The sequence below is a fragment of the Burkholderia sp. FW306-1C-G01B genome (assembly GCF_058781685.1).
Genome location: NZ_JBYSWZ010000020.1, coordinates 75,771 through 95,130 on the forward strand (window position 1 = coordinate 75,771; position 19,360 = coordinate 95,130).

Annotated in this window: 20 protein-coding genes and 1 pseudogene; 10 read left to right on the top strand and 11 right to left on the bottom strand. The window is 65.8% G+C overall.

Annotation, left to right across the window (positions count from 1 at the left end):
• Positions 1–8: 8 nt before the first annotated feature.
• From AC3WLY_RS31330 to AC3WLY_RS31360, 7 genes are all read left to right on the top strand, one after another.
• Positions 9–380 carry an SMR family transporter gene (locus tag AC3WLY_RS31330; protein ID WP_034181245.1) on the top strand — a complete coding sequence of 124 codons (372 nt, stop codon included), beginning with the start codon at positions 9–11 and terminating at the stop codon, positions 378–380.
• A gap of 130 nt (positions 381–510) precedes the next feature.
• On the top strand, positions 511–1,662 hold the full coding sequence (locus AC3WLY_RS31335; protein ID WP_492308752.1) for a DegT/DnrJ/EryC1/StrS family aminotransferase: 1,152 nt from the start codon (positions 511–513) through the stop codon (positions 1,660–1,662).
• A gap of 6 nt (positions 1,663–1,668) precedes the next feature.
• Entirely contained in the window at positions 1,669–2,691 is a 1,023-nt protein-coding gene (locus tag AC3WLY_RS31340) for a glycosyltransferase (protein ID WP_072437199.1), read from the top strand.
• Positions 2,688–3,635 carry a formyltransferase gene (locus AC3WLY_RS31345; protein WP_034181242.1) on the top strand — a complete coding sequence of 316 codons (948 nt, stop codon included), beginning with the start codon at positions 2,688–2,690 and terminating at the stop codon, positions 3,633–3,635. Before AC3WLY_RS31340 ends, AC3WLY_RS31345 begins: the two co-directional genes overlap by 4 nt.
• Positions 3,632–4,687: a bifunctional UDP-4-keto-pentose/UDP-xylose synthase gene (locus tag AC3WLY_RS31350; protein ID WP_051983717.1), complete on the top strand. Its 1,056-nt coding sequence runs from the start codon at positions 3,632–3,634 to the stop codon at positions 4,685–4,687. Before AC3WLY_RS31345 ends, AC3WLY_RS31350 begins: the two co-directional genes overlap by 4 nt.
• Positions 4,688–4,700: 13 nt before the next feature.
• A complete protein-coding gene (locus AC3WLY_RS31355) occupies positions 4,701–5,597 on the top strand; it encodes a polysaccharide deacetylase family protein (protein ID WP_310141307.1) in 897 nt (298 codons plus the stop codon).
• Positions 5,598–5,704: 107 nt separating this feature from the next.
• Positions 5,705–6,166, top strand: a complete 462-nt coding sequence (locus AC3WLY_RS31360; protein WP_006756046.1) for a peroxiredoxin — start codon at positions 5,705–5,707, stop codon at positions 6,164–6,166.
• Between the two features lie 192 nt (positions 6,167–6,358).
• Here the strand turns inward: AC3WLY_RS31360 and AC3WLY_RS31365 are convergent.
• Positions 6,359–6,603, bottom strand: a pseudogene (locus tag AC3WLY_RS31365) (hypothetical protein); the annotation flags it as partial.
• On the opposite strand from AC3WLY_RS31365, the gene AC3WLY_RS31370 reads away from it, so the two are divergent.
• Both AC3WLY_RS31370 and AC3WLY_RS31375 read left to right on the top strand, forming a co-directional pair.
• Entirely contained in the window at positions 6,499–8,301 is a 1,803-nt protein-coding gene (locus tag AC3WLY_RS31370) for a PhoH family protein (RefSeq protein ID WP_492308753.1), read from the top strand. The pseudogene AC3WLY_RS31365 and the gene AC3WLY_RS31370 sit on opposite strands and share 105 nt — an antisense overlap.
• A gap of 238 nt (positions 8,302–8,539) precedes the next feature.
• Positions 8,540–9,610, top strand: coding sequence for a C40 family peptidase (locus tag AC3WLY_RS31375; protein WP_492308754.1), 1,071 nt, complete (start codon positions 8,540–8,542; stop codon positions 9,608–9,610).
• A gap of 143 nt (positions 9,611–9,753) precedes the next feature.
• Here the strand turns inward: AC3WLY_RS31375 and AC3WLY_RS31380 are convergent, their stop codons facing one another.
• The 10 genes from AC3WLY_RS31380 to AC3WLY_RS31425 form a co-directional block, all read right to left on the bottom strand.
• Positions 9,754–10,764 (bottom strand): inorganic phosphate transporter, encoded by a 1,011-nt coding sequence (locus AC3WLY_RS31380; protein WP_111016862.1) that lies wholly within the window; start codon positions 10,762–10,764, stop codon positions 9,754–9,756.
• Positions 10,765–10,774: 10 nt separating this feature from the next.
• The gene (locus AC3WLY_RS31385; protein ID WP_034181237.1) at positions 10,775–11,401 is read right to left on the bottom strand and encodes a DUF47 domain-containing protein; all 627 of its coding nucleotides are present in this window, start codon (positions 11,399–11,401) and stop codon (positions 10,775–10,777) included.
• Positions 11,402–11,539: 138 nt separating this feature from the next.
• Positions 11,540–12,922, bottom strand: coding sequence for a replicative DNA helicase (locus tag AC3WLY_RS31390; RefSeq protein WP_175960953.1), 1,383 nt, complete (start codon positions 12,920–12,922; stop codon positions 11,540–11,542).
• Positions 12,923–13,061: 139 nt separating this feature from the next.
• Complete coding sequence (gene rplI, locus AC3WLY_RS31395) at positions 13,062–13,514, bottom strand: 50S ribosomal protein L9 (RefSeq protein ID WP_096471102.1); 453 nt, start codon at positions 13,512–13,514, stop codon at positions 13,062–13,064.
• Positions 13,515–13,541: 27 nt separating this feature from the next.
• Positions 13,542–13,817, bottom strand: a complete 276-nt coding sequence (gene rpsR, locus AC3WLY_RS31400) for a 30S ribosomal protein S18 (protein WP_034181234.1) — start codon at positions 13,815–13,817, stop codon at positions 13,542–13,544.
• Between the two features lie 4 nt (positions 13,818–13,821).
• On the bottom strand, positions 13,822–14,121 hold the full coding sequence (priB, locus tag AC3WLY_RS31405; RefSeq protein ID WP_011657069.1) for a primosomal replication protein N: 300 nt from the start codon (positions 14,119–14,121) through the stop codon (positions 13,822–13,824).
• A gap of 40 nt (positions 14,122–14,161) precedes the next feature.
• On the bottom strand, positions 14,162–14,536 hold the full coding sequence (rpsF, locus tag AC3WLY_RS31410; RefSeq protein ID WP_004193673.1) for a 30S ribosomal protein S6: 375 nt from the start codon (positions 14,534–14,536) through the stop codon (positions 14,162–14,164).
• Between the two features lie 239 nt (positions 14,537–14,775).
• The gene (locus tag AC3WLY_RS31415) at positions 14,776–15,663 is read right to left on the bottom strand and encodes a zf-HC2 domain-containing protein (protein WP_310141285.1); all 888 of its coding nucleotides are present in this window, start codon (positions 15,661–15,663) and stop codon (positions 14,776–14,778) included.
• Positions 15,653–16,294: an RNA polymerase sigma factor gene (locus AC3WLY_RS31420; protein WP_175960955.1), complete on the bottom strand. Its 642-nt coding sequence runs from the start codon at positions 16,292–16,294 to the stop codon at positions 15,653–15,655. Before AC3WLY_RS31420 ends, AC3WLY_RS31415 begins: the two co-directional genes overlap by 11 nt.
• A gap of 177 nt (positions 16,295–16,471) precedes the next feature.
• Positions 16,472–17,383, bottom strand: a complete 912-nt coding sequence (locus AC3WLY_RS31425) for a LysR family transcriptional regulator (RefSeq protein WP_034181231.1) — start codon at positions 17,381–17,383, stop codon at positions 16,472–16,474.
• Positions 17,384–17,548: 165 nt separating this feature from the next.
• Between AC3WLY_RS31425 and gcl the strand changes: the two genes are divergently transcribed.
• Positions 17,549–19,324 carry a glyoxylate carboligase gene (gene gcl, locus AC3WLY_RS31430; protein ID WP_072437189.1) on the top strand — a complete coding sequence of 592 codons (1,776 nt, stop codon included), beginning with the start codon at positions 17,549–17,551 and terminating at the stop codon, positions 19,322–19,324.
• The last annotated feature ends 36 nt before the right edge of the window (positions 19,325–19,360 follow it).

Genomic DNA, 19,360 nt, shown 5'->3' on the forward strand with positions numbered 1-19,360 from the left:
CCCGCCGCATGAATCCCGTTTCGTTCGTCTGCATCATCACCGGCGTGATGCTCAACGCCTGTGCGCAACTTCTGCTGAAAGCCGGCGTCAACGCCGTTGGACACTTCGAATTCAGCCGTGCGAACATCATCCCGGTCGGCCTGAAGATCGCGACCCAGTTGCCGATCATCGGCGGCCTGAGCTGCTACGTGCTGAGCGTCGTCGTCTGGATCCTCGGGTTGTCGCGGGTCGACGTGTCGATCGCGTACCCGATGCTGTCGCTCGGCTACGTCGTCAATGCATTCGCGGCCTGGTACCTGTTCGGCGAGGTGCTGTCGGTCCAACGGCTCGTCGGCATCGGCATCATCCTGATCGGGGTGCTCGTGCTTGCACGAAGCTGAGCATGCCTCGCGGCGTTAAGCGTCTGCCTACAAAAAATCACGGTACGAATCCGCCAACCGGTGTTTAATGCCGGTTTCGGACGGGATTGCCCGACCCTTTTATTACACGCCATTACAGGCCAAAGCGTTCATGAGCCAGACTACCGCTCCGTTTCTGCCGTTCACCCGCCCCGAGATCGATGAGGAAACCATCCAGGGCGTCGTCGAAGTGCTGCGCTCGGGCTGGATCACCACCGGCCCGCAGTGCCAGAAATTCGAAGCGGCGCTGTCCGAATACTGCGGCGGCCGTCCGGTCCGCGCGTTCAACTCGGGCACCTGCACGCTCGAGATCGGCCTGCGCATCGCGGGCGTCGGCGCCGGCGACGAGGTGATCACGACGCCGGCGTCGTGGGTCTCGACCAGCAACGTGATCCTCGAGACGGGCGCGACGCCCGTGTTCGCCGACATCGATCCCGTCACGCGCAACATCGACCTCGACAAGCTCGAGCAGGCGATCACGCCGCGCACGAAGGCGATCATCCCCGTCTACCTGGCCGGCCTGCCGGTCGACATGGACCGCCTGTACGCGATCGCGCGCGCGCACAACCTGCGCGTGATCGAAGACGCGGCGCAGGCGCTCGGCTCGACGTGGAACGGCAAGCGCATCGGCGCGATCGGCGACATCGTGTCGTTCAGCTTCCACGCGAACAAGAACCTGACGACGATCGAAGGCGGCGCGCTCGTGCTGAACAACGAGGACGAGGCGACGCTCGCGCAGAAGTACCGGCTGCAGGGCATCACGCGCACGGGCTTCGACGGGATGGACTGCGACGTGCTCGGCGGCAAGTACAACCTGACCGACGTCGCCGCGCGCGTCGGCCTCGGCCAGCTGCCGCACCTCGAGCGCTTCACCGCGCAGCGCCGTGCGCTCGCGCGCGCGTATTTCGCCGCGTTCGACGGTAGCCCGGCCGCGAAGCTCGGCGTCGGCCTGCCGGTCGCCGAATTCGAGAACGGCAACTGGCACATGTTCCAGATCACGCTGCCGCTCGAGCGGCTGTCGATCCTGCGCGCCGAGTTCATGGCGCAGATGAAGGAACGCGGCATCGGCACGGGCGTCCACTACCCGGCGATCCATCTTTTCACGCTGTACCGTGCGCGCGGCTTCAAGGAGGGCATGTTCCCCCACGCCGAACGGTACGGCGCGTCGACCGTCACGCTGCCGCTGTTCACGCAGATGACGGAGGGCGACGTGCGTCGCGTGGTCGACGCCATCAACCAGATTTGCGAACAATACGGAAAATAAGCGTACATGAGTCACCTAGAAGCACGCGCCGGGCATCCGGGCGCCGGGCAACCGGAAGTATCGGTCATCATCCCCGTGTACAACGAGGAAGACGGCCTCGCCGCGCTGTTCGCGCGGCTGTATCCGGCGCTCGACGCACTCGACACGTCATACGAAGTGATCCTGATCAACGACGGCAGCCGCGACCGCTCGGCCGCGATGCTCGCCGACCAGTTCCACGTGCGCCCCGACACGACTCGCGTCGTGCTGCTCAACGGCAACTACGGCCAGCACATGGCGATCCTCGCGGGCTTCGCGCAGTCGCGCGGCGAGATCGTCATCACGCTCGACGCCGACCTGCAGAACCCGCCCGAGGAAATCGGCAAGCTGATCGCGAAGATGCGCGAGGGCTACGACTACGTCGGCTCGATCCGCAAGCAGCGCCAGGACAGCCTGTGGCGACGCAAGGCGTCGCAGATGATGAACCGGCTGCGCGAGCGCATCACGCGCATCAAGATGACCGACCAGGGCTGCATGCTGCGCGCGTACAGCCGCCGCATCATCGACACGATCAACGTGTGCGGCGAAGTCAACACGTTCATCCCGGCGCTTGCCTATACGTTCGCGCAGAAGCCGACCGAAATCGAGGTCGCGCACGAGGAGCGCTTCGCGGGCGAGTCGAAGTACTCGCTGTACAGCCTGATCCGGCTGAACTTCGACCTCGTGACGGGCTTCTCGGTCGTGCCGCTGCAGTGGCTGTCGTTCATCGGCGTGATCCTGTCGCTCGGCTCCGCCGCGCTGTTCGTGCTGCTGCTCGTGCGGCGCTTCATCGTCGGCGCGGAAGTGCAAGGCGTGTTCACGCTGTTCGCGATCACGTTCTTCCTGCTCGGCGTGATCATCTTCGCGCTCGGCCTGCTCGGCGAATACGTCGGCCGCATCTACCAGCAGGTGCGCGCACGGCCGCGCTACCTGATCCAGGCCGTGCTCGAGCAGCACGACGGCATGCCGGCGGTGCCGGCCGGCGAGAACCGCGCGGGAGCCGCGCAATGAAGCCGCGCGCGGTCGTCTTCGCGTATCACAACGTCGGCGTGCGGTGCCTGCAGGTGCTGCTCGCGCGCGGCGTCGACGTTGCGCTCGTCGTCACGCACGAGGACAACCCGAACGAGAACATCTGGTTCGGCAGCGTCGCGTCCGTCGCGGCCGAGCACGGCATTCCGGTCGTCACGCCGGCCGATCCCGCCGATCCGGCGCTGCGCCGCGCGGTATCGGACGCGCAGCCGGATTTCATCTTCTCGTTCTACTATCGGCACATGCTGCCGGTGGACCTGCTCGCGATCGCGCCGCGCGGCGCGTACAACATGCACGGTTCGCTGCTGCCGAAATACCGGGGTCGGGTACCGACCAACTGGGCCGTGCTGAACGGCGAGACCGAAACCGGCGCGACGCTGCACGAAATGGCCGCGAAGCCCGACGCGGGCGCGATCATCGGCCAGACCGCGGTGCCGATCCTGCCGGACGACACGGCCACGCAGGTGTTCGACAAGGTCACGGTGGCCGCCGAGCAGACGCTCTGGCGCGTGCTGCCCGCGCTGCTCGCGGGCGAGGCGGCGCACCTGCCGAACGATCTCGCGACCGGCAGCTACTTCGGCGGGCGCAAGCCCGAGGACGGCCGCGTCGACTGGTCGAAGCCGGCAGCGCAGGTCTACAACCTGGTGCGCGCGGTCGCGCCGCCGTATCCGGGCGCGTTCACGGACGTCGGCGGCACGCGTTTCGTGATCGCGCGCGCGCGCCTCGCGGCGCCCGGCAGCGCGGCAGCGGCCGCCGCGGCAGATTTGCCGCCCGGCCTGCACGTAAGCGATAATGCGCTATTCGGCGTCTGCGGCGACAGCCGCGCCCTATCCATTCTCGAGCTGTGGCAGCAGCGCGACGGCAGCGAAACCGTCGTGACGCCCGCGGAATTCGCGCAGTTCATTCATTCTTCCCGTCATTCATGAAAGCAAAAAAAGTCCTGATCCTGGGTGTGAACGGCTTCATCGGCCATCACCTGTCGAAGCGCATTCTTGAAACCACCGATTGGGAAGTGTTCGGCATGGACATGCAGACCGATCGGCTTGGCGACCTCGTCAACCACGAGCGGATGCATTTCTTCGAAGGCGACATCACGATCAACAAGGAGTGGGTCGAGTATCACGTGAAGAAGTGCGACGTGATCCTGCCGCTCGTCGCGATCGCGACGCCCGCCACCTACGTCCAGCAGCCGCTGCGCGTGTTCGAGCTCGACTTCGAGGCGAACCTGCCGATCGTGCGTTCGGCCGTCAAGTACGGCAAGCACCTCGTGTTCCCGTCGACCTCCGAGGTCTACGGCATGTGCTCGGACGAGCAGTTCGACCCGGACGCATCGGCCCTCACCTACGGCCCGATCAACAAGCCGCGCTGGATCTACGCGTGCTCGAAGCAGCTGATGGACCGCGTGATCTGGGGCTACGGGATGGAAGGCCTGAACTTCACGCTGTTCCGCCCGTTCAACTGGATCGGCCCGGGCCTCGACTCGATCTACACGCCGAAGGAAGGCAGCTCGCGCGTCGTCACGCAGTTCCTCGGCCACATCGTGCGCGGCGAGAACATCAGCCTCGTCGACGGCGGCTCGCAGAAGCGCGCGTTCACCGACATCGGCGACGGCATCAGCGCGCTAATGAAGATCATCGAGAACAAGAACGGCGTCGCATCGGGCAAGATCTACAACATCGGGAATCCGAAGAACAACTTCTCGGTTCGCGAGCTCGCGCACAAGATGCTCGAACTGGCGGCGGAATTCCCCGAGTACGCCGATTCGGCCAAGCAGGTGAAGCTCGTCGAAACGACGTCCGGCGCCTACTACGGCAACGGCTACCAGGACGTGCAGAACCGCGTGCCGAAGATCGACAACACGATGCAGGAACTCGGCTGGGCGCCGCAAGCGACGTTCGACGACGCGCTGCGCAACATCTTCGAAGCGTATCGCGGCCACGTCGCCGACGCGCGCGCGCTCGTCGAACAGCAAGGCTGACCGGGACGCTCGCTTGGCTCGCATCGTCCTCAAGATCGACGTCGACACGCTGCGCGGCACGCGCGAAGGCGTGCCGAACCTCGCGCGCATCTTCGACCGCTTCAACGCGCGCGCGACCTTCCTCTTCAGCCTCGGGCCCGATCACACGGGCTGGGCGCTGCGGCGCGTGTTCCGCCCCGGCTTCCTGAAGAAAGTGTCGCGCACGTCGGTGGTCGAGCACTACGGCGTGAAGCAGCTGATGTACGGCGTGCTGCTGCCGGGCCCCGACATCGGCCGCCGTGCGATCTCCAACATGCGCGCGATCCACGAGGCCGGCTTCGAATGCGGGATCCACACGTGGGATCACGTGTACTGGCAGGACAACGTCCGCGTGCGCGATCGCGACTGGACCGCGCGTGAAATGCAGAAGAGCCATGCGCGCTTCATCGAGATCTTCGGCACGCCGCCCGTCACGCACGGCGCGGCCGGCTGGCAGATGAACGACTCCGCGTTCGAGCAGATCGACGCATGGGGGATGCGCTACGCATCCGACGGCCGCGGCCATTCGCCGTACCTGCCCGTCGTCGGCGGCCGCACGCTGTCGCACGTGCAGATGCCGACGACGCTGCCCACGCTCGACGAAGTGCTCGGCATCGACGGCGTCGACACGCATAACGTCGCCGCGCACATCCTCAGGTTCACCGAAACCAATCCGCACGACCAGGTGTTCACGCTGCACGCGGAACTGGAAGGCCAGAAGCTCGCGCCCGTGTTCGAGCAACTGCTCGCCGGCTGGCGCGCGCAAGGCCACACGTTTGCGACGATGGGCGACTACCACGCGACGCTGGACCGCGACTCGCTGCCATCGTACCCTGTCACGTGGGGCGAAATCCCCGGCCGCTCCGGCGAACTGATCGTCCAGCCCGACTGAGTTCGCACGCGAGCCGGCGTCGCCCGCCGCGCCCTTGCGGCGCGCTGCCGCGGCGCCCCGCCGAACCGCGCCGCAGCGGCGCCTTTCCATAACAACAGGAGAAACACGTGTCTGTCGAAGTTGACCGTCAAGTTCCCGATTTCACCGCACCGGCCACGGGCGGCGACATTTCGCTGTCCGACCTGAAGGGCAAGAAGCTCGTGCTGTACTTCTATCCGAAGGACAACACGCCGGGCTGCACGACCGAAGGGCTGCAGTTCCGCGATCTCTATCCGAAGTTCAAGAAAGCCGGTGCGGAAGTCATCGGCGTGTCGCGCGACAGCCTGCGCTCGCATGACAATTTCAAGGCAAAGCTCGAACTGCCGTTCCCGCTGATCTCCGATGCCGACGAAGCGCTGTGCGCGCTGTTCGATGTCATCAAGATGAAGAAGATGTATGGCAAGGAAGTGCGCGGAATCGAGCGCTCGACGTTCCTGATCGACGCCGACGGCGTACTCCGTCAGGCATGGCGCGGCATCAAGGTGCCGGGTCATGTGGACGACGTGCTAAGTGCTGTACAAGCGCTTTGAGGCGCGTTATATTGGGCCGCAATGAATGCCAGTTCGCCCCATATTTCTCGTAGCTGCGCCGGTGCTCGATGCGATGCTTCCCGGCACCTGACGCGCATCACGACGGTATCAGCCGAGCCGCATGCCCCTGTCGACGGGGCAGCGGCTTTTTTTATGGATTGCGCGCCGGCCCTCGGTCCGGCCCTCACCCCGTCAAGGAGCTGATCGACACTTAGGCGAACCGGCTAGACGAAATTCCTGTGCGCCACCGCGCGCAAACTGCATGCGTCTACGTCACGCAGGATGCGATCAGCGGCGCACGCCTTGCGACACGATTCCTCCCGAGGGACACCATGCCTTTGCCTACTCCCCCCAGCAAGCTCGGCAGCCTTCTGCCGCCCGACGAATACAAGGCGAAAGCGCGGCCCGCGAAAGCCGCGAAGAAATCCGCCGAAGGGGACGCATCCACAGCCGGTGACTATGGTCCGGCCAGCGTGGCCCAACCGATGATCGAAGCCGCGAACACGGCCGCGCCGCTGCGCGCCGTCGCGTCTTCGGCGCAAGATGCCGCGAGCGCACCCGCCCGCGGCCGCAAGACCAGGCAGACGGCCGCACTGTTGCAGCCGATGCCGGCGCCCGCCGCCCCCGCGGCGCCGGTCGTCGCGCGCCACGACAAACCGACCGCCGACAAGCCGGCCGCGGCTCCCGCGCGCGATGCCGGCGCGGCGACGAAATCGCGCGGCCGCAAGCCCGCCGACGCCGAACTGCAGAAGCTGTTCGTGCTCGACACCAACGTGCTGATGCACGACCCGAGCAGCCTCTTCCGCTTCGAGGAACACGACGTCTATCTGCCGATGATGACGCTCGAGGAACTCGACAACCACAAGAAGGGGATGTCCGAAGTCGCGCGCAACGCACGCCAGGTTAGCCGCACGCTCGACGCGCTCGTCGCCGATGCAGGCGCGATCACGGCCGGCATCCCGCTGTCGCGCCTCGGCAGCCGCGAGGCGCTCGGCCGCCTGTACTTCCAGACGAAGCTCGCCGACATCGCGCCCGTCGAAGGCTTGCCCACCGGCAAGGCCGACAACCAGATCCTCGGCGTCGTGCGCGCGCTGCAGCGCGACCGGCCCGACCGCCAGGTCGTGCTGGTGTCGAAAGACATCAACATGCGGATCAAGGCGCATGCGCTCGGCCTGCCGGCGGAAGACTACTTCAACGACCAGGTGCTGGAGGACTCGGATCTCCTCTACAACGGCGTGCGCGAACTGCCGCAGGACTTCTGGACCAAGCACGCGAAGGGCATGGAGAGCTGGCAGGACACGAAGACGGGCACCACGTACTACCGCGTGACGGGCCCGCTCGTCGCGTCGATGCTCGTCAACGAGTTCGTCTATCTCGAGCCGCAGAACGGCGAACCGACGTTCCACGCGATCGTCCGCGAGCTGAACGGCAAGACGGCGCTGCTGCAGACGCTGCGCGACTACAGCCACCACAAGAACAACGTGTGGGGCATCACCGCGCGCAATCGCGAGCAGAACTTCGCGCTGAACCTGCTGATGAACCCCGAGATCGACTTCGTCACGCTGCTCGGCCAGGCCGGCACCGGCAAGACGCTCGTCGCGCTCGCGGCCGGCCTCGCGCAGGTGCTCGACGACAAGCGCTACAACGAGATCATCGTGACGCGCGCGACCGTGCCCGTCGGCGAGGACATCGGTTTCCTGCCCGGTACCGAGGAAGAGAAGATGCAGCCGTGGATGGGCGCATTCGACGACAACCTCGAAGTGCTGCAGAAGACCGACGATGCCGCCGGCGAATGGGGCCGTGCCGCGACGCAGGAACTGATCCGTTCGCGCCTGAAGGTGAAGAGCATGAACTTCATGCGCGGCCGCACGTTCGTCGACAAGTACCTGATCATCGACGAGGCGCAGAACCTGACGCCGAAGCAGATGAAGACGCTCGTCACGCGCGCGGGCCCCGGCACGAAGATCGTGTGCCTCGGCAACATCGCGCAGATCGACACGCCCTACCTGACCGAAGGCAGTTCGGGCCTGACCTACGTCGTCGACCGCTTCAAGGGCTGGGGCCACAGCGGCCACGTGACGCTCGCGCGCGGCGAACGCTCGCGGCTCGCCGACTACGCGTCGGACATCCTGTAACGCGGCAGGCCGGCCTCTCCGGCCGGCTTTCGACGCATCGCGGCGCTCCGTTTCCGGAGCGCCGTTTTTATTTGGGGTCGAAAACGCAGGTAACACATCGTCACGCAACAGCTCCATTTACGCGCGAAACTTCAAGTAAATTCTCAAGAATGGTTGCTTAAGCCCCGCCGGAGCGTCTACCATCGGGTCTGTCTGTTGTCATACGATTCGCGAGTGCGCCGCGCTCGCCCGCCTTGCCATGCTTCGAATCTGGGTCCCCGTCGCCGTCGTTTCGCTGCTTGCGGCCTGCTCCAGCGTGCCGCCGCAGTCGGCATCGCGCGAGCCGGGAATGAAGATCACGACGCCGCGCGCGTTCCCGGCTCCCGCCAATTTCCCGAAATTCGTCGATCACAGCGTCGGCCAGGAAGAAATCTCGATCCAGGCGATGAGCCTGGTCGGCGTCCCGTATCGCTGGGGCGGCAATACGCCGACGAGCGGCTTCGACTGCAGCGGGCTCGTGCGCTACGTGATCGGCCGCGCGACCGACGTGAACCTGCCGCGCACGACCGCCGACATGAGCGGCCGCGGCGTGTCGATCGAGCCCGACCAGGTCGCGCCGGGCGACCTGATTTTCTTCAATACGACCGGGCGGCCGCATTCGCACGTCGGCATCTATGTCGGCAAGCTGCGCTTCGTCAACGCGCCGTCGACGGGCGGCACCGTGCGGCTCGACTACCTGACGAACCCGTACTGGGCCAAGCGTTTCGACGGCATTCGTCGCGTTGCGCCGCCGCGCGCGACGCCCGCGCCGTTCGACGCGCCGACCTACGAGGCGAAGCGCGACGAGCCGCGCAACCCGCCGGCGGTTGCGCCCGCCCCTGTCGTGACTGCCGCCGCGGCGCGGCAGCCTGCCTATGCGTCGTCGCAAGCCGGAGCGACGCAGTCGCCCCCTCCGGTCATGCCGGCCGTGACGACCGCGGCAGTGGCGCCTGCGGCCGCGCCCGCCGATCCGTACGAACCGCCGCCGCGCGTGCAGGCAGCCCGGCAGCAGGCAACATCGGCGATTGGCGATGGCGGCCTGACCGCGATGACGGCGAATGCAGCGCCGGCCGGCCCGGCCGAGGTCGGCACGCAGATTCCGACGACGGCACTGACGGCTGCCCAGGCGGCCGCATTCGATGCGGAACCGCCGCCCGCAGCGGCCGCGACGTCGCCGCGCGGCACCGAGCCCGTGCAGGTGCTGCGTGCGTCGACGCAATCCGCGCCCGTCAGCCCGCGCACCGGCACCGCGGACGATCCGATTGCACGGTTCGCGAACGGAAGTTACTAGCCCGCTGCTCAAACGCCGACGGTAACCCCGGCGGCATCCGCCGCGGCCCCGTCGTTCGTCGCAAACTTCCTCGCCTCCAAAGAAAATGCGCCGCAACCTTTCGGCTTGCGGCGCATTTCATGTCGATCCGGCAGCGTCGGCGATCAGAAGATCCGGTGTCCGAGCCACCATCCGCCGGCCGCGATCAACGCGGATGCCGGAATCGTCAGCACCCACGCCCACACGATGTTGCCGGCAACGCCCCAGCGCACGGCCGACAGCTTCTGCGTCGCGCCGACGCCGACGATCGCGCCGGTGATCGTATGCGTGGTCGAGACCGGGATGCCGAGGAACGACGCGATGAACAGCGTGATCGCCCCGCCGCTTTCGGCACAGAAACCGCCGACCGGCTTGAGCTTCGTGATCTTCTGGCCCATCGTGCGCACGATGCGCCAGCCGCCGAACAGCGTGCCGAGGCCCATCGACAGGTAGCACGCGCCGATCACCCACGCGGGCGGCGCCGCGGACGTCGCCGACGCATAGCCCGACGCGATCAGCAGCATCCAGATGATGCCGATCGTCTTCTGCGCGTCGTTGCCGCCGTGGCCGAGGCTGTACAGGCCGGCCGACAGCAGCTGGAGCCTGCGGAACCGCCGGTCGACCTTGCTGGGTGCGGTACGGAAATACAGCCACGACACGCCGAGCATGAACAGCGAACCGAGGATGAAGCCGAGCAGCGGCGAAATGAAGATGAACGCGACGGTCTTCATCAGCCCGTCGATGTTCAGCGAGCTCCAGCCCGACTTCGCGAGTGCCGAGCCGACGAGGCCGCCGATCAGCGCGTGCGACGAGCTCGACGGAATCCCGTAGTACCAGGTGATCACGTTCCAGCCGATCGCGCCGACCAGCGCGCCGAACACGACGTAGTGGTCGACGATCTCGGGATCGATCGTGCCTTTACCGACGGTCTGCGCGACTTTCAGGTGGAAGATGAAATACGCGATGACGTTGAACGCTGCCGCGAACACCACGGCCTGCTGGGGTTTCAGCACCCCGGTGGACACGACGGTGGCGATCGAGTTCGCCGCGTCGTGGAAGCCGTTCATGAAGTCGAATACGAGCGCGACGAGCACCAGCGTCGCGACCATCCATAGGGCGAGTTGTATCGAATGCATCGTGGTCCGCTCAGGCGTTTTCCAGCACGATGCCTTCGATGATGTTCGCGACGTCCTCGCACTTGTCGGTGATCTCTTCGAGCAGCTCGTAGATCGCCTTCAGCTTGATGAGCGTCTTCACGTCGTCTTCTTCGCGGAACAGCTTCGACATCGCGGCGCGCAGCACGCGGTCGGCCTCCGACTCCCAGCGGTCGATCTCCTCGCACTGCTTGAGGATCTGCGCCGACTGCTTCATGTCGGACAGCATCCCGACCGCCTGCTGCACGTGCTGCGCCGACTGCGTGACGATGTGCGCGAGCTGGCTCGCCTCGGACGTGACGGCCTGCACGTCGTACAGCGACACGGCCGTCGCGACGTCTTCCATCAGGTCGAGGATGTCGTCCATCGTCGTGATCAGCTTGTGGATCTCGTCGCGATCGAGCGGCGTGATGAAAGTCTTGTGCAGCAGATCGATCGCTTCGTGCGTGAGCTTGTCGGCGGCCTTCTCGGCCGTCTGCACGTTTTGCTTGTGAATCTCGGCGTCGGCGAGATTGTCGATCAGCAGTTCGAGTTCGCGTCCGCCGGCAACGATGTGCTTCGCGTGCGCGTTGAAGAGTTCAAAGAACTTGCCCTCGGTGGGCATGAATCGACCGAACATGGGATTCCTGAGAGATTGTCAAACTACTGTCACGAAAACGGGCGACATTGTACCGTTTTCGGTCGCGCCGCGACGCGCGCATATGCGCACGCCGGGATTGGATACAACGCTTGGCGAAATAAGAGTTTACATCCGGCGCTACTCGCCGTAGAAGTTCTGCGCCCCGGCAAAGTTGTCGAACTTCGTGTATTGACCCAGGAACGTGAGCCGAACGGGACCGATCGGGCCATTACGCTGCTTGCCGATGATGATTTCGGCCGTGCCCTTGTCCGGGCTGTCCGGGTTGTAAACTTCGTCGCGGTAAATGAACAGGATCACGTCCGCGTCCTGTTCGATTGCGCCCGATTCGCGCAAATCGGACATCACCGGACGCTTGTTCGGACGCTGCTCGAGGCCGCGGTTCAGCTGCGACAGCGCGATCACCGGCACGTCGAGTTCCTTCGCGAGGCTCTTCAGCGATCGCGAGATTTCCGAGATTTCGGTCGCACGGTTCTCGCCCTGCGACGAACCCGACATCAGCTGCAGGTAGTCGACGATGATCAGGCCGAGCTTGCCGCATTGCCGCGAGAGACGCCGCGCGCGCGAGCGCAATTCCATCGGGTTCAGGCCGCCCGTCTCGTCGATGAAAAGCTGCGCCTCGCTCATCTTCTGCACCGCGTGCGTCAGTTTCGGCCAATCCTCGTCCGTCAGGCGGCCCGTACGCATCCGATGCTGGTCGAGCCGGCCGATCGAGCCGAGCATACGCATCACGAGCTGGGTGCCCGGCATTTCCATCGAGAACACCGCGACCGGCAGCCCATACTCGACCGCGACGTATTCGCCGATGTTCATCGAAAATGCGGTTTTACCCATCGACGGTCTTCCCGCCACGATGATCAGTTCGCCGCCGTGCATCCCGGACGTCATCCGGTCGAGGTCGACGAAGCCCGTCGGCGTGCCGGTAACGTCGCTCGGGTTCGCGGTGTGGTAAAGCGTGTCGATGCGCTCGACGACCTGCGTGAGCAGCGGGCCGATCTCGAGGAAGCCCTGGTTGCCGCGCGCGCCCTCTTCGGCGATCGAGAATACCTTCGACTCGGCTTCGTCGAGCAGCTGGCGGACTTCCTTGCCCTGCGGATTGAACGCGTCGGCCGAGATTTCGTCGGCGACCGACACGAGCCGGCGCAGCACCGCACGGTCGCGCACGATTTCCGCATAACGGCGGATGTTCGCCGCGCTCGGCGTGTTCTGCGCGAGTGCGTTCAGGTACGCGAGCCCGCCGACGTCGTCGGCCTTGCCGGACGTGGTCAGCGCTTCGTACACGGTGACGACGTCGGCCGGGCGCGTCGACGCGATCAGCCGGCCGATGTGCTCGTAGATGATCCGGTGGTCGTAGCGATAGAAATCGCCCTGCGACAGGAAGTCGGCAATCCGGTCCCAGGCCGCGTTGTCGAGCAACAGGCCGCCGAGCACCGACTGTTCGGCTTCGACCGAATGCGGCGGGACTTTCAGCGATTCGATTTGAGGATCTTGCGGCGCGTTCATGGGTTGGGATTATCGCGAATTACACAGGACGACGCCATACCGGCCGCCAGTGATGCGGCAATAAAAAAGGCAGGCCCCGGTTGCCCGGGCGCCTGCCCTTGTCCGGACAGCGGAGGCCGCCCGGAAAGCTTGCGTACGCTTACGCGTGGTCGCCGATCACGTTGACCGTGACGTCGACGACGACGTCCGTGTGCAGCGCGACCTGGACGTTGTGCTCGCCGATCATCTTCAGCGGGCCTTCCGGCATGCGAACTTGCAGCTTCTCGACTTCGAAACCTGCCTTCTTCAGCAGTTCCGCGACGTCGCCGTTCGTGACCGAGCCGAACAGACGGCCGTCAACGCCCGACTTCTGCGTGATTTCGAACGTCTGGCCGTTCAGCTTCTCGCCGACTGCCTGCGACGCTGCCAGCTTTTCAGCGGCGATCTTTTCGAGTTCAGCGCGGCGCACTTCGAATTCGGCGATCGCTTCCTTCGTTGCACGGCGAGCCTTGCGGTTCGGGATCAGGAAGTTGCGAGCGTAACCGTCCTTGACCTTGACGATGTCGCCGAGGTTACCCAGATTGGCGACTTTTTCCAACAGAATGATTTGCATTCGAATTCTCCTTATGGCGTCGCCGAGTTACGCCTTGTGCTGATCGGTGTACGGCAGCAGCGCGAGGAAACGCGCACGCTTGATTGCCGTGTCGAGCTGACGCTGATAGTGCGACTTCGTACCCGTCAGGCGAGCCGGCGTGATCTTGCCGTTTTCGCCGATGAAGTCCTTCAGCGTTTCCGTGTCCTTGTAGTCGATCTGATCGACGCCGGCGGCCGTGAAACGGCAGAACTTCTTGCGCTTGAAGAGCGGGTTTTGTTGCTGACGACGCTTGTCGAATTTTTTACCAGTCGGGCGGGCCATGATTTCAGTCCTTTCCAATGTCCTGCAATGCAGTGATGTGAAACACCAAGGTTCTCGCGTTGCGGCTTTTCTTTGCCAGGAAGCCCGTGAACAGCGTCTCGACGCCCATTTCACGGCTTTCCAGCCTGCCGCTCGCCTCACCGGCCGCCACCGCCTCGATCGTCATTTCGACCTGACGGGGAATGCCTGCTTCGACGACTTCCGTGCGGTGATGCAATGTGGCGCTTGCGATCGGAACACCTGCCGGCGTATATCGCACCGGTGCGCGTTCGACGACGCTCGCCGTCAATTGCAACCTGTTCACGTGAGTGGCGCGCTCCTTGATGGCTTAATGAATGACGAACTTAAGCCTGCGCTTCGGTCGGCTGAGCTGCAGCCGCCTTCTTGGCTTCTTCGCGCTGAACTTCCTTCATCATCGGCGACGGGCCGGTTTCGGCCTTCTTCATCTTGACGATGAGGTGGCGCAGCACGGCGTCGTTGAACTTGAACGCGTGTTCGAGTTCGTCGAGCGTCGTCTGGTCGCACTCGATGTTCATGCAGACGTAGTGAGCCTTCGCGAGTTTCTCGATCATGTAGGCCAGTTGGCGACGGCCCCAGTCTTCGACGCGGTGGATCTGACCGCCGTGCGACGTGATCGTGGACTTGTAACGCTCGATCATCGCGGGCACTTGCTCGCTTTGATCGGGGTGCACGATGAATACGATTTCGTAATGACGCATTACACACTCCTTGTGGATTAAAGCCACCCGGGCGTCTGAACCGGTGTGGCAAGTGAGAAGCCGAAGATTCTAACCCGGATACGGGGCGCATGCAAGGCCAATCAACGATTCGCGACCGGATTCGGCCGTGTTTTCAAAGACTTGAAGGGCTGGGCCTGCGTAATCGGCCGCCCGTCGCCCTTTTTGCGATAGGGGTCGGGACACAAGCGAAGCGCACCGGGCCGCGGCCCGGTGCGCCGTCACTCGCTGTGCGTGCCGGCGAGCCGCGCGTCGAGCGCCGTCCTGAACGCCGCGAGGGCCGACGGCTCCGCGTCGGTCACCGCCCACCACGTCATCCCGGCCGCGTCCCAGCGGTCGAGCGCATAGCCCTGCGACACGGTCGCGTACGGGGCCGCCGGCCCTTCGCCGGCCGGCCGCACGTAGACGTCGATCACGTGCTGCCGGTAACGGTAGACGAGCACCGCGACGCGGCGCCGCCCGACATAGTCGAGCCGGCCGCCGACCAGTGCGAAGCCGCTCGCCGCGAGATCCTCGACCGGCGGCGCATAGTCGAGCCGGCCGTTGAACCATGGCTTGACCGTATGCCGGTCGGTCGAGATCACGTCGATGGCGCGCGCCGACAGGTCGGCCCGCACGTGGCTCGCGACGAGTTCATCGACCGTGCGGTCGGTGTCGGCGTGGCGCGCGGACAGCGCCATCCCGGCCGCCGCGGCAAGCGCCACCAGCAGCGCCACGCCCCAGCCAAGCCCGGGCAGCGCGGCGACGCGCGGCCCCGGGCCCGCCGGCGCCGGGCGTGCCGATACACCGCCGCCCAGCCAGGAAAACCAGCGACGGCCGCGCGGCCGCGGCTGCGATCGCCGCTCGGGCTCGGGTTCCGCCCGGGATTGCCCGCGGGCGCGCCCGTCCCCGGCGGCCGGCAGGCTCGCAAGGATGCTCGCCCGCAGCGCATCCGGCGCGCGGTGATAGTCGGCCTGCCGCACGGCCTGCACCAGCGTGACGATCCGCGCGCGATCGCGGCGGCACGCGTCGCACCCGTCGACATGCTGCTGGACCCGCAACGCATCGGGCGCCGACAGCTCGCGGTCGACGTCCGCGTCCAGCAATGCTCGCGCTTCGTTACAGTCCATCGATAGCCTCCGATGCGGTTCCGCCTGCCGGCGTATGGCCCGGCCTGCCTTTGGCCGCCGGCGTGGTGTCGCCGCCCAGCAGCACGGCGAGCCTGCGACGGCCGCGCGCGAGCCGCGACATCACCGTGCCGACCGGCACGTCCGCGATCGCCGCGATCTCGCGGTAACTCAGGTCCTCCATCTCGCGCAGCACGAGCACCTCGCGGTATTCGGGCGGCAGCTTCGCAAGCGCCGCATTCACGAGCCGTACGTTCTCGCCGCGCAGCAGTTGCGCGAGCGGATCCTCGGTCGCCGGTTGCCAGTCGTCGGGAACGTCGGTGTCGTCGAGCGTGTCGGGCAGCGCGACCTCGTGCGCGTGCGTACGGCGCCGCCATTCGGTGTACCAGGTGTGGCGCACGATCGTCAGCAGCCACGGCCGCGCGTTGTCGCCGCGACACGAATCGATGAAGCGCAGCGCCCGCATGCACGCGTCCTGGACAACGTCGTCCGCATCGCCGGCGTTGCCGCTCAGCCAGCGCGCGAGGTTGTACGCGGCGTCGAGATGCGGCAGCACGAGCGTACGAAACCGCTCGCCGCGCGCTACCGCGTCGTCCGCCGCCCGCTCATCGACCGCCTGTCCGGCTTGCCCCACATGGCCTCCCTGGTCCCGGCGGCCGAAACCGCGCCCGTTCCGCGCATGGCGCCCGGACAGACCGGCAACGTGCGCGCTCGATGACCTTACCGTCGTTGCGTCGAGTTTATTCCCGCGCAACGCACATGAAGCGTAAAAAAACGCCGGACGCCCCGGATGCCGTGCCGCCCGCCGCCGTTACGGCGTGGTGCTCCAGTAGCCGGGGCGCGCGTACGCGTCGCGCAGGTAGTCGATGAAATAGCGCACGCGTGCCGGCACGTAGCGCTGTTGCGGGTAGACGGCAAGGATGTCGTAGTCGGGCAGTGCATACTCGTCGAGCACGGTCTCGAGCTCGCCCGTTTCGAGCTGCGCGGCGATTTCCCACGTCGAGCGCCAGCCGAGCCCGAGGCCTTCGGCCACCCAGCGGTGCAGCAGCTCGCCGTCGTTGCAGTCGAGATTGCCCGCGACGCGCATCGTCGCGATCTTGCCGTGGCGCTGGAAATACCAGCCGCGGTTCTGCCCGCCCTGCAGGTTGAACGCGAGGCAGTTGTGCTTCAGCAGGTCGTCGAGCGACTTCGGCCGGCCGTGCCGGCGGAAATAGTCGGGCGTGCCGCACACGACGCGCCGGTTCGATGCGAGCTTCACCGCGACGAAGTTCGGGTCGACGGCGCCACCGATCCGGATCGACAGGTCGTAGCCTTCGCGCACGAGATCGACGACACGGTCGGTCAGGTTGAACGACAGCTGCATCTCGGGTTTGTCGGCCAGAAAGCCGGGCGCGTGCGGCGCGACGTGCTTGCGCCCGAACGCGGCCGGCGCGGACACGATCAGGTGCCCGCTGACCGCGCGCCGCCCGGCGGCCAGCTCGTTCTCGGCCTGGTCCCACTCGGACAGCAGCCCGCGGCAGCGTTCGAGGAACGCGGCGCCCTCCTCGCTGACCACCAGCCGCCGCGTCGAGCGGTACATCAGCTTCACGCCGAGGCGCTTTTCGAGCGCGTCGATGCGCCGCCCGAGCACCACCGGCGACACGCCTTCCTCGAGCGCCGCCGCCGCGAGGCTGCCGGCGTCGGCAACCCGCACGAACGTCTCGATCTGCTTGAAGCGATCCATCTGCCGTCTCCGTTGCGACACCGACGGGAAGCCCCGTCCGGCCGTCATTCCATACTTTTAGTTTCGAAATAAGCGACTTCGGCTGATCTTATCAAACCTTTCCTGCATCCCTAAAGTGTTCCCAACAGACCGATTCGCAGATCCGCCACATTCAAGGAGACATTCATGGCCAAGATGAGAGCCGTCGACGCAGCAGTGCTCGTGCTCGAGAAGGAAGGCATCCAGACCGCGTTCGGCGTGCCGGGCGCAGCCATCAACCCGTTCTACTCCGCGATGCGCAAGTCGGGTGGCATCAGCCACGTGCTGGCCCGCCACGTCGAGGGCGCCTCGCACATGGCCGAAGGCTTCACGCGTGCCGCGCCGGGCAACATCGGCGTGTGCATCGGCACGTCGGGCCCCGCCGGCACCGACATGATCACGGGCCTCTACTCCGCATCGGCCGACTCGATTCCGATCCTCGCGATCACGGGCCAGGCACCGCGTGCACGCCTGTACAAGGAAGACTTCCAGGCCGTCGACATCGAGTCGATCGCGAAGCCGGTCACCAAGTGGGCCGTCACCGTGCGCGAGCCGGCGCTCGTGCCGCGCGTGTTCCAGCAGGCATTCCACCTGATGCGCTCGGGCCGTCCGGGCCCGGTGCTGGTCGACCTGCCGATCGACGTGCAGCTCGCCGAAATCGAGTTCGACATCGACACGTACGAACCGCTGCCGGTCTACAAGCCCGCGGCCAGCCGCGCACAGATCGAGAAGGCGCTCGCGATGCTCAACGACGCGGACAAGCCGCTGATCGTGTCGGGCGGCGGCGTGCTCAACGCAGCGGCCGAAGACCTGCTCGTCCAGTTCGCCGAAACGATCGGCGTGCCGGTGATCCCGACGCTGATGTCGTGGGGCGCGATTCCGGACGACCACCCGCTGATGGCCGGCATGGTCGGCCTGCAGACGTCGCACCGCTACGGCAACGCGACGATGCTCGCGTCCGACTTCGTGCTCGGCATCGGCAACCGCTGGGCGAACCGCCACACGGGCAGCGTCGAGGTCTACACGAAGGGCCGCAAGTTCGTGCACGTCGACATCGAGCCGACGCAGATCGGCCGCGTGTTCGGCCCGGATCTCGGCATCGTGTCGGACGCCAAGGCCGCGCTGGAACTGTTCGTCGCCGTCGCGCAGGAATGGAAGGCCGCCGGCAAGCTGAAGGACCGCAGCGCATGGGTCGCGGATTGCCAGCAACGCAAGCGCACGCTGCAGCGCAAGACGCACTTCGACAACGTGCCGGTCAAGCCGCAGCGCGTGTACGAAGAGATGAACAAGGTGTTCGGCCGAGATACGTGCTACGTCAGCACGATCGGCCTGTCGCAGATCGCCGCCGCGCAGTTCCTGCACGTGTTCAAGGCACGCAACTGGATCAACTGCGGCCAGGCCGGCCCGCTCGGCTGGACGATCCCCGCCGCGCTCGGCGTGCGTGCGGCCGACCCGAGCCGCCCGATCGTCGCGCTGTCCGGCGACTACGACTTCCAGTTCATGATCGAGGAACTTGCGGCCGGCGCGCAATTCAAGCTGCCGTACGTGCACGTCGTCGTGAACAACTCGTACCTCGGGCTGATCCGCCAGGCACAGCGTGCGTTCGACATGGACTACTGCGTGCAGCTCGCGTTCGACAACGTGAACGCACCGGAACTGAACGGCTATGGCGTCGATCACGTGGCCGTTGCCGAAGGCCTCGGCTGCAAGGCGCTGCGCGTGTTCAAGCCGGAAGAGATCGAGCCGGCGCTGCGGCAGGCGCAATCGCTCGCGGAAGAGTTCAGCGTGCCGGTGGTCGTCGAAGTGATCCTCGAGCGCGTGACGAACATCTCGATGGGCACCGAAATCGACGCGATCAACGAATTCGAGGATCTCGCCGAAAAGGCCGAGCACGCACCGACCGCAATCTCGATGCTCGACTGATCCGCAGGACATTCTTGACTGACCGACCGAAGAGGC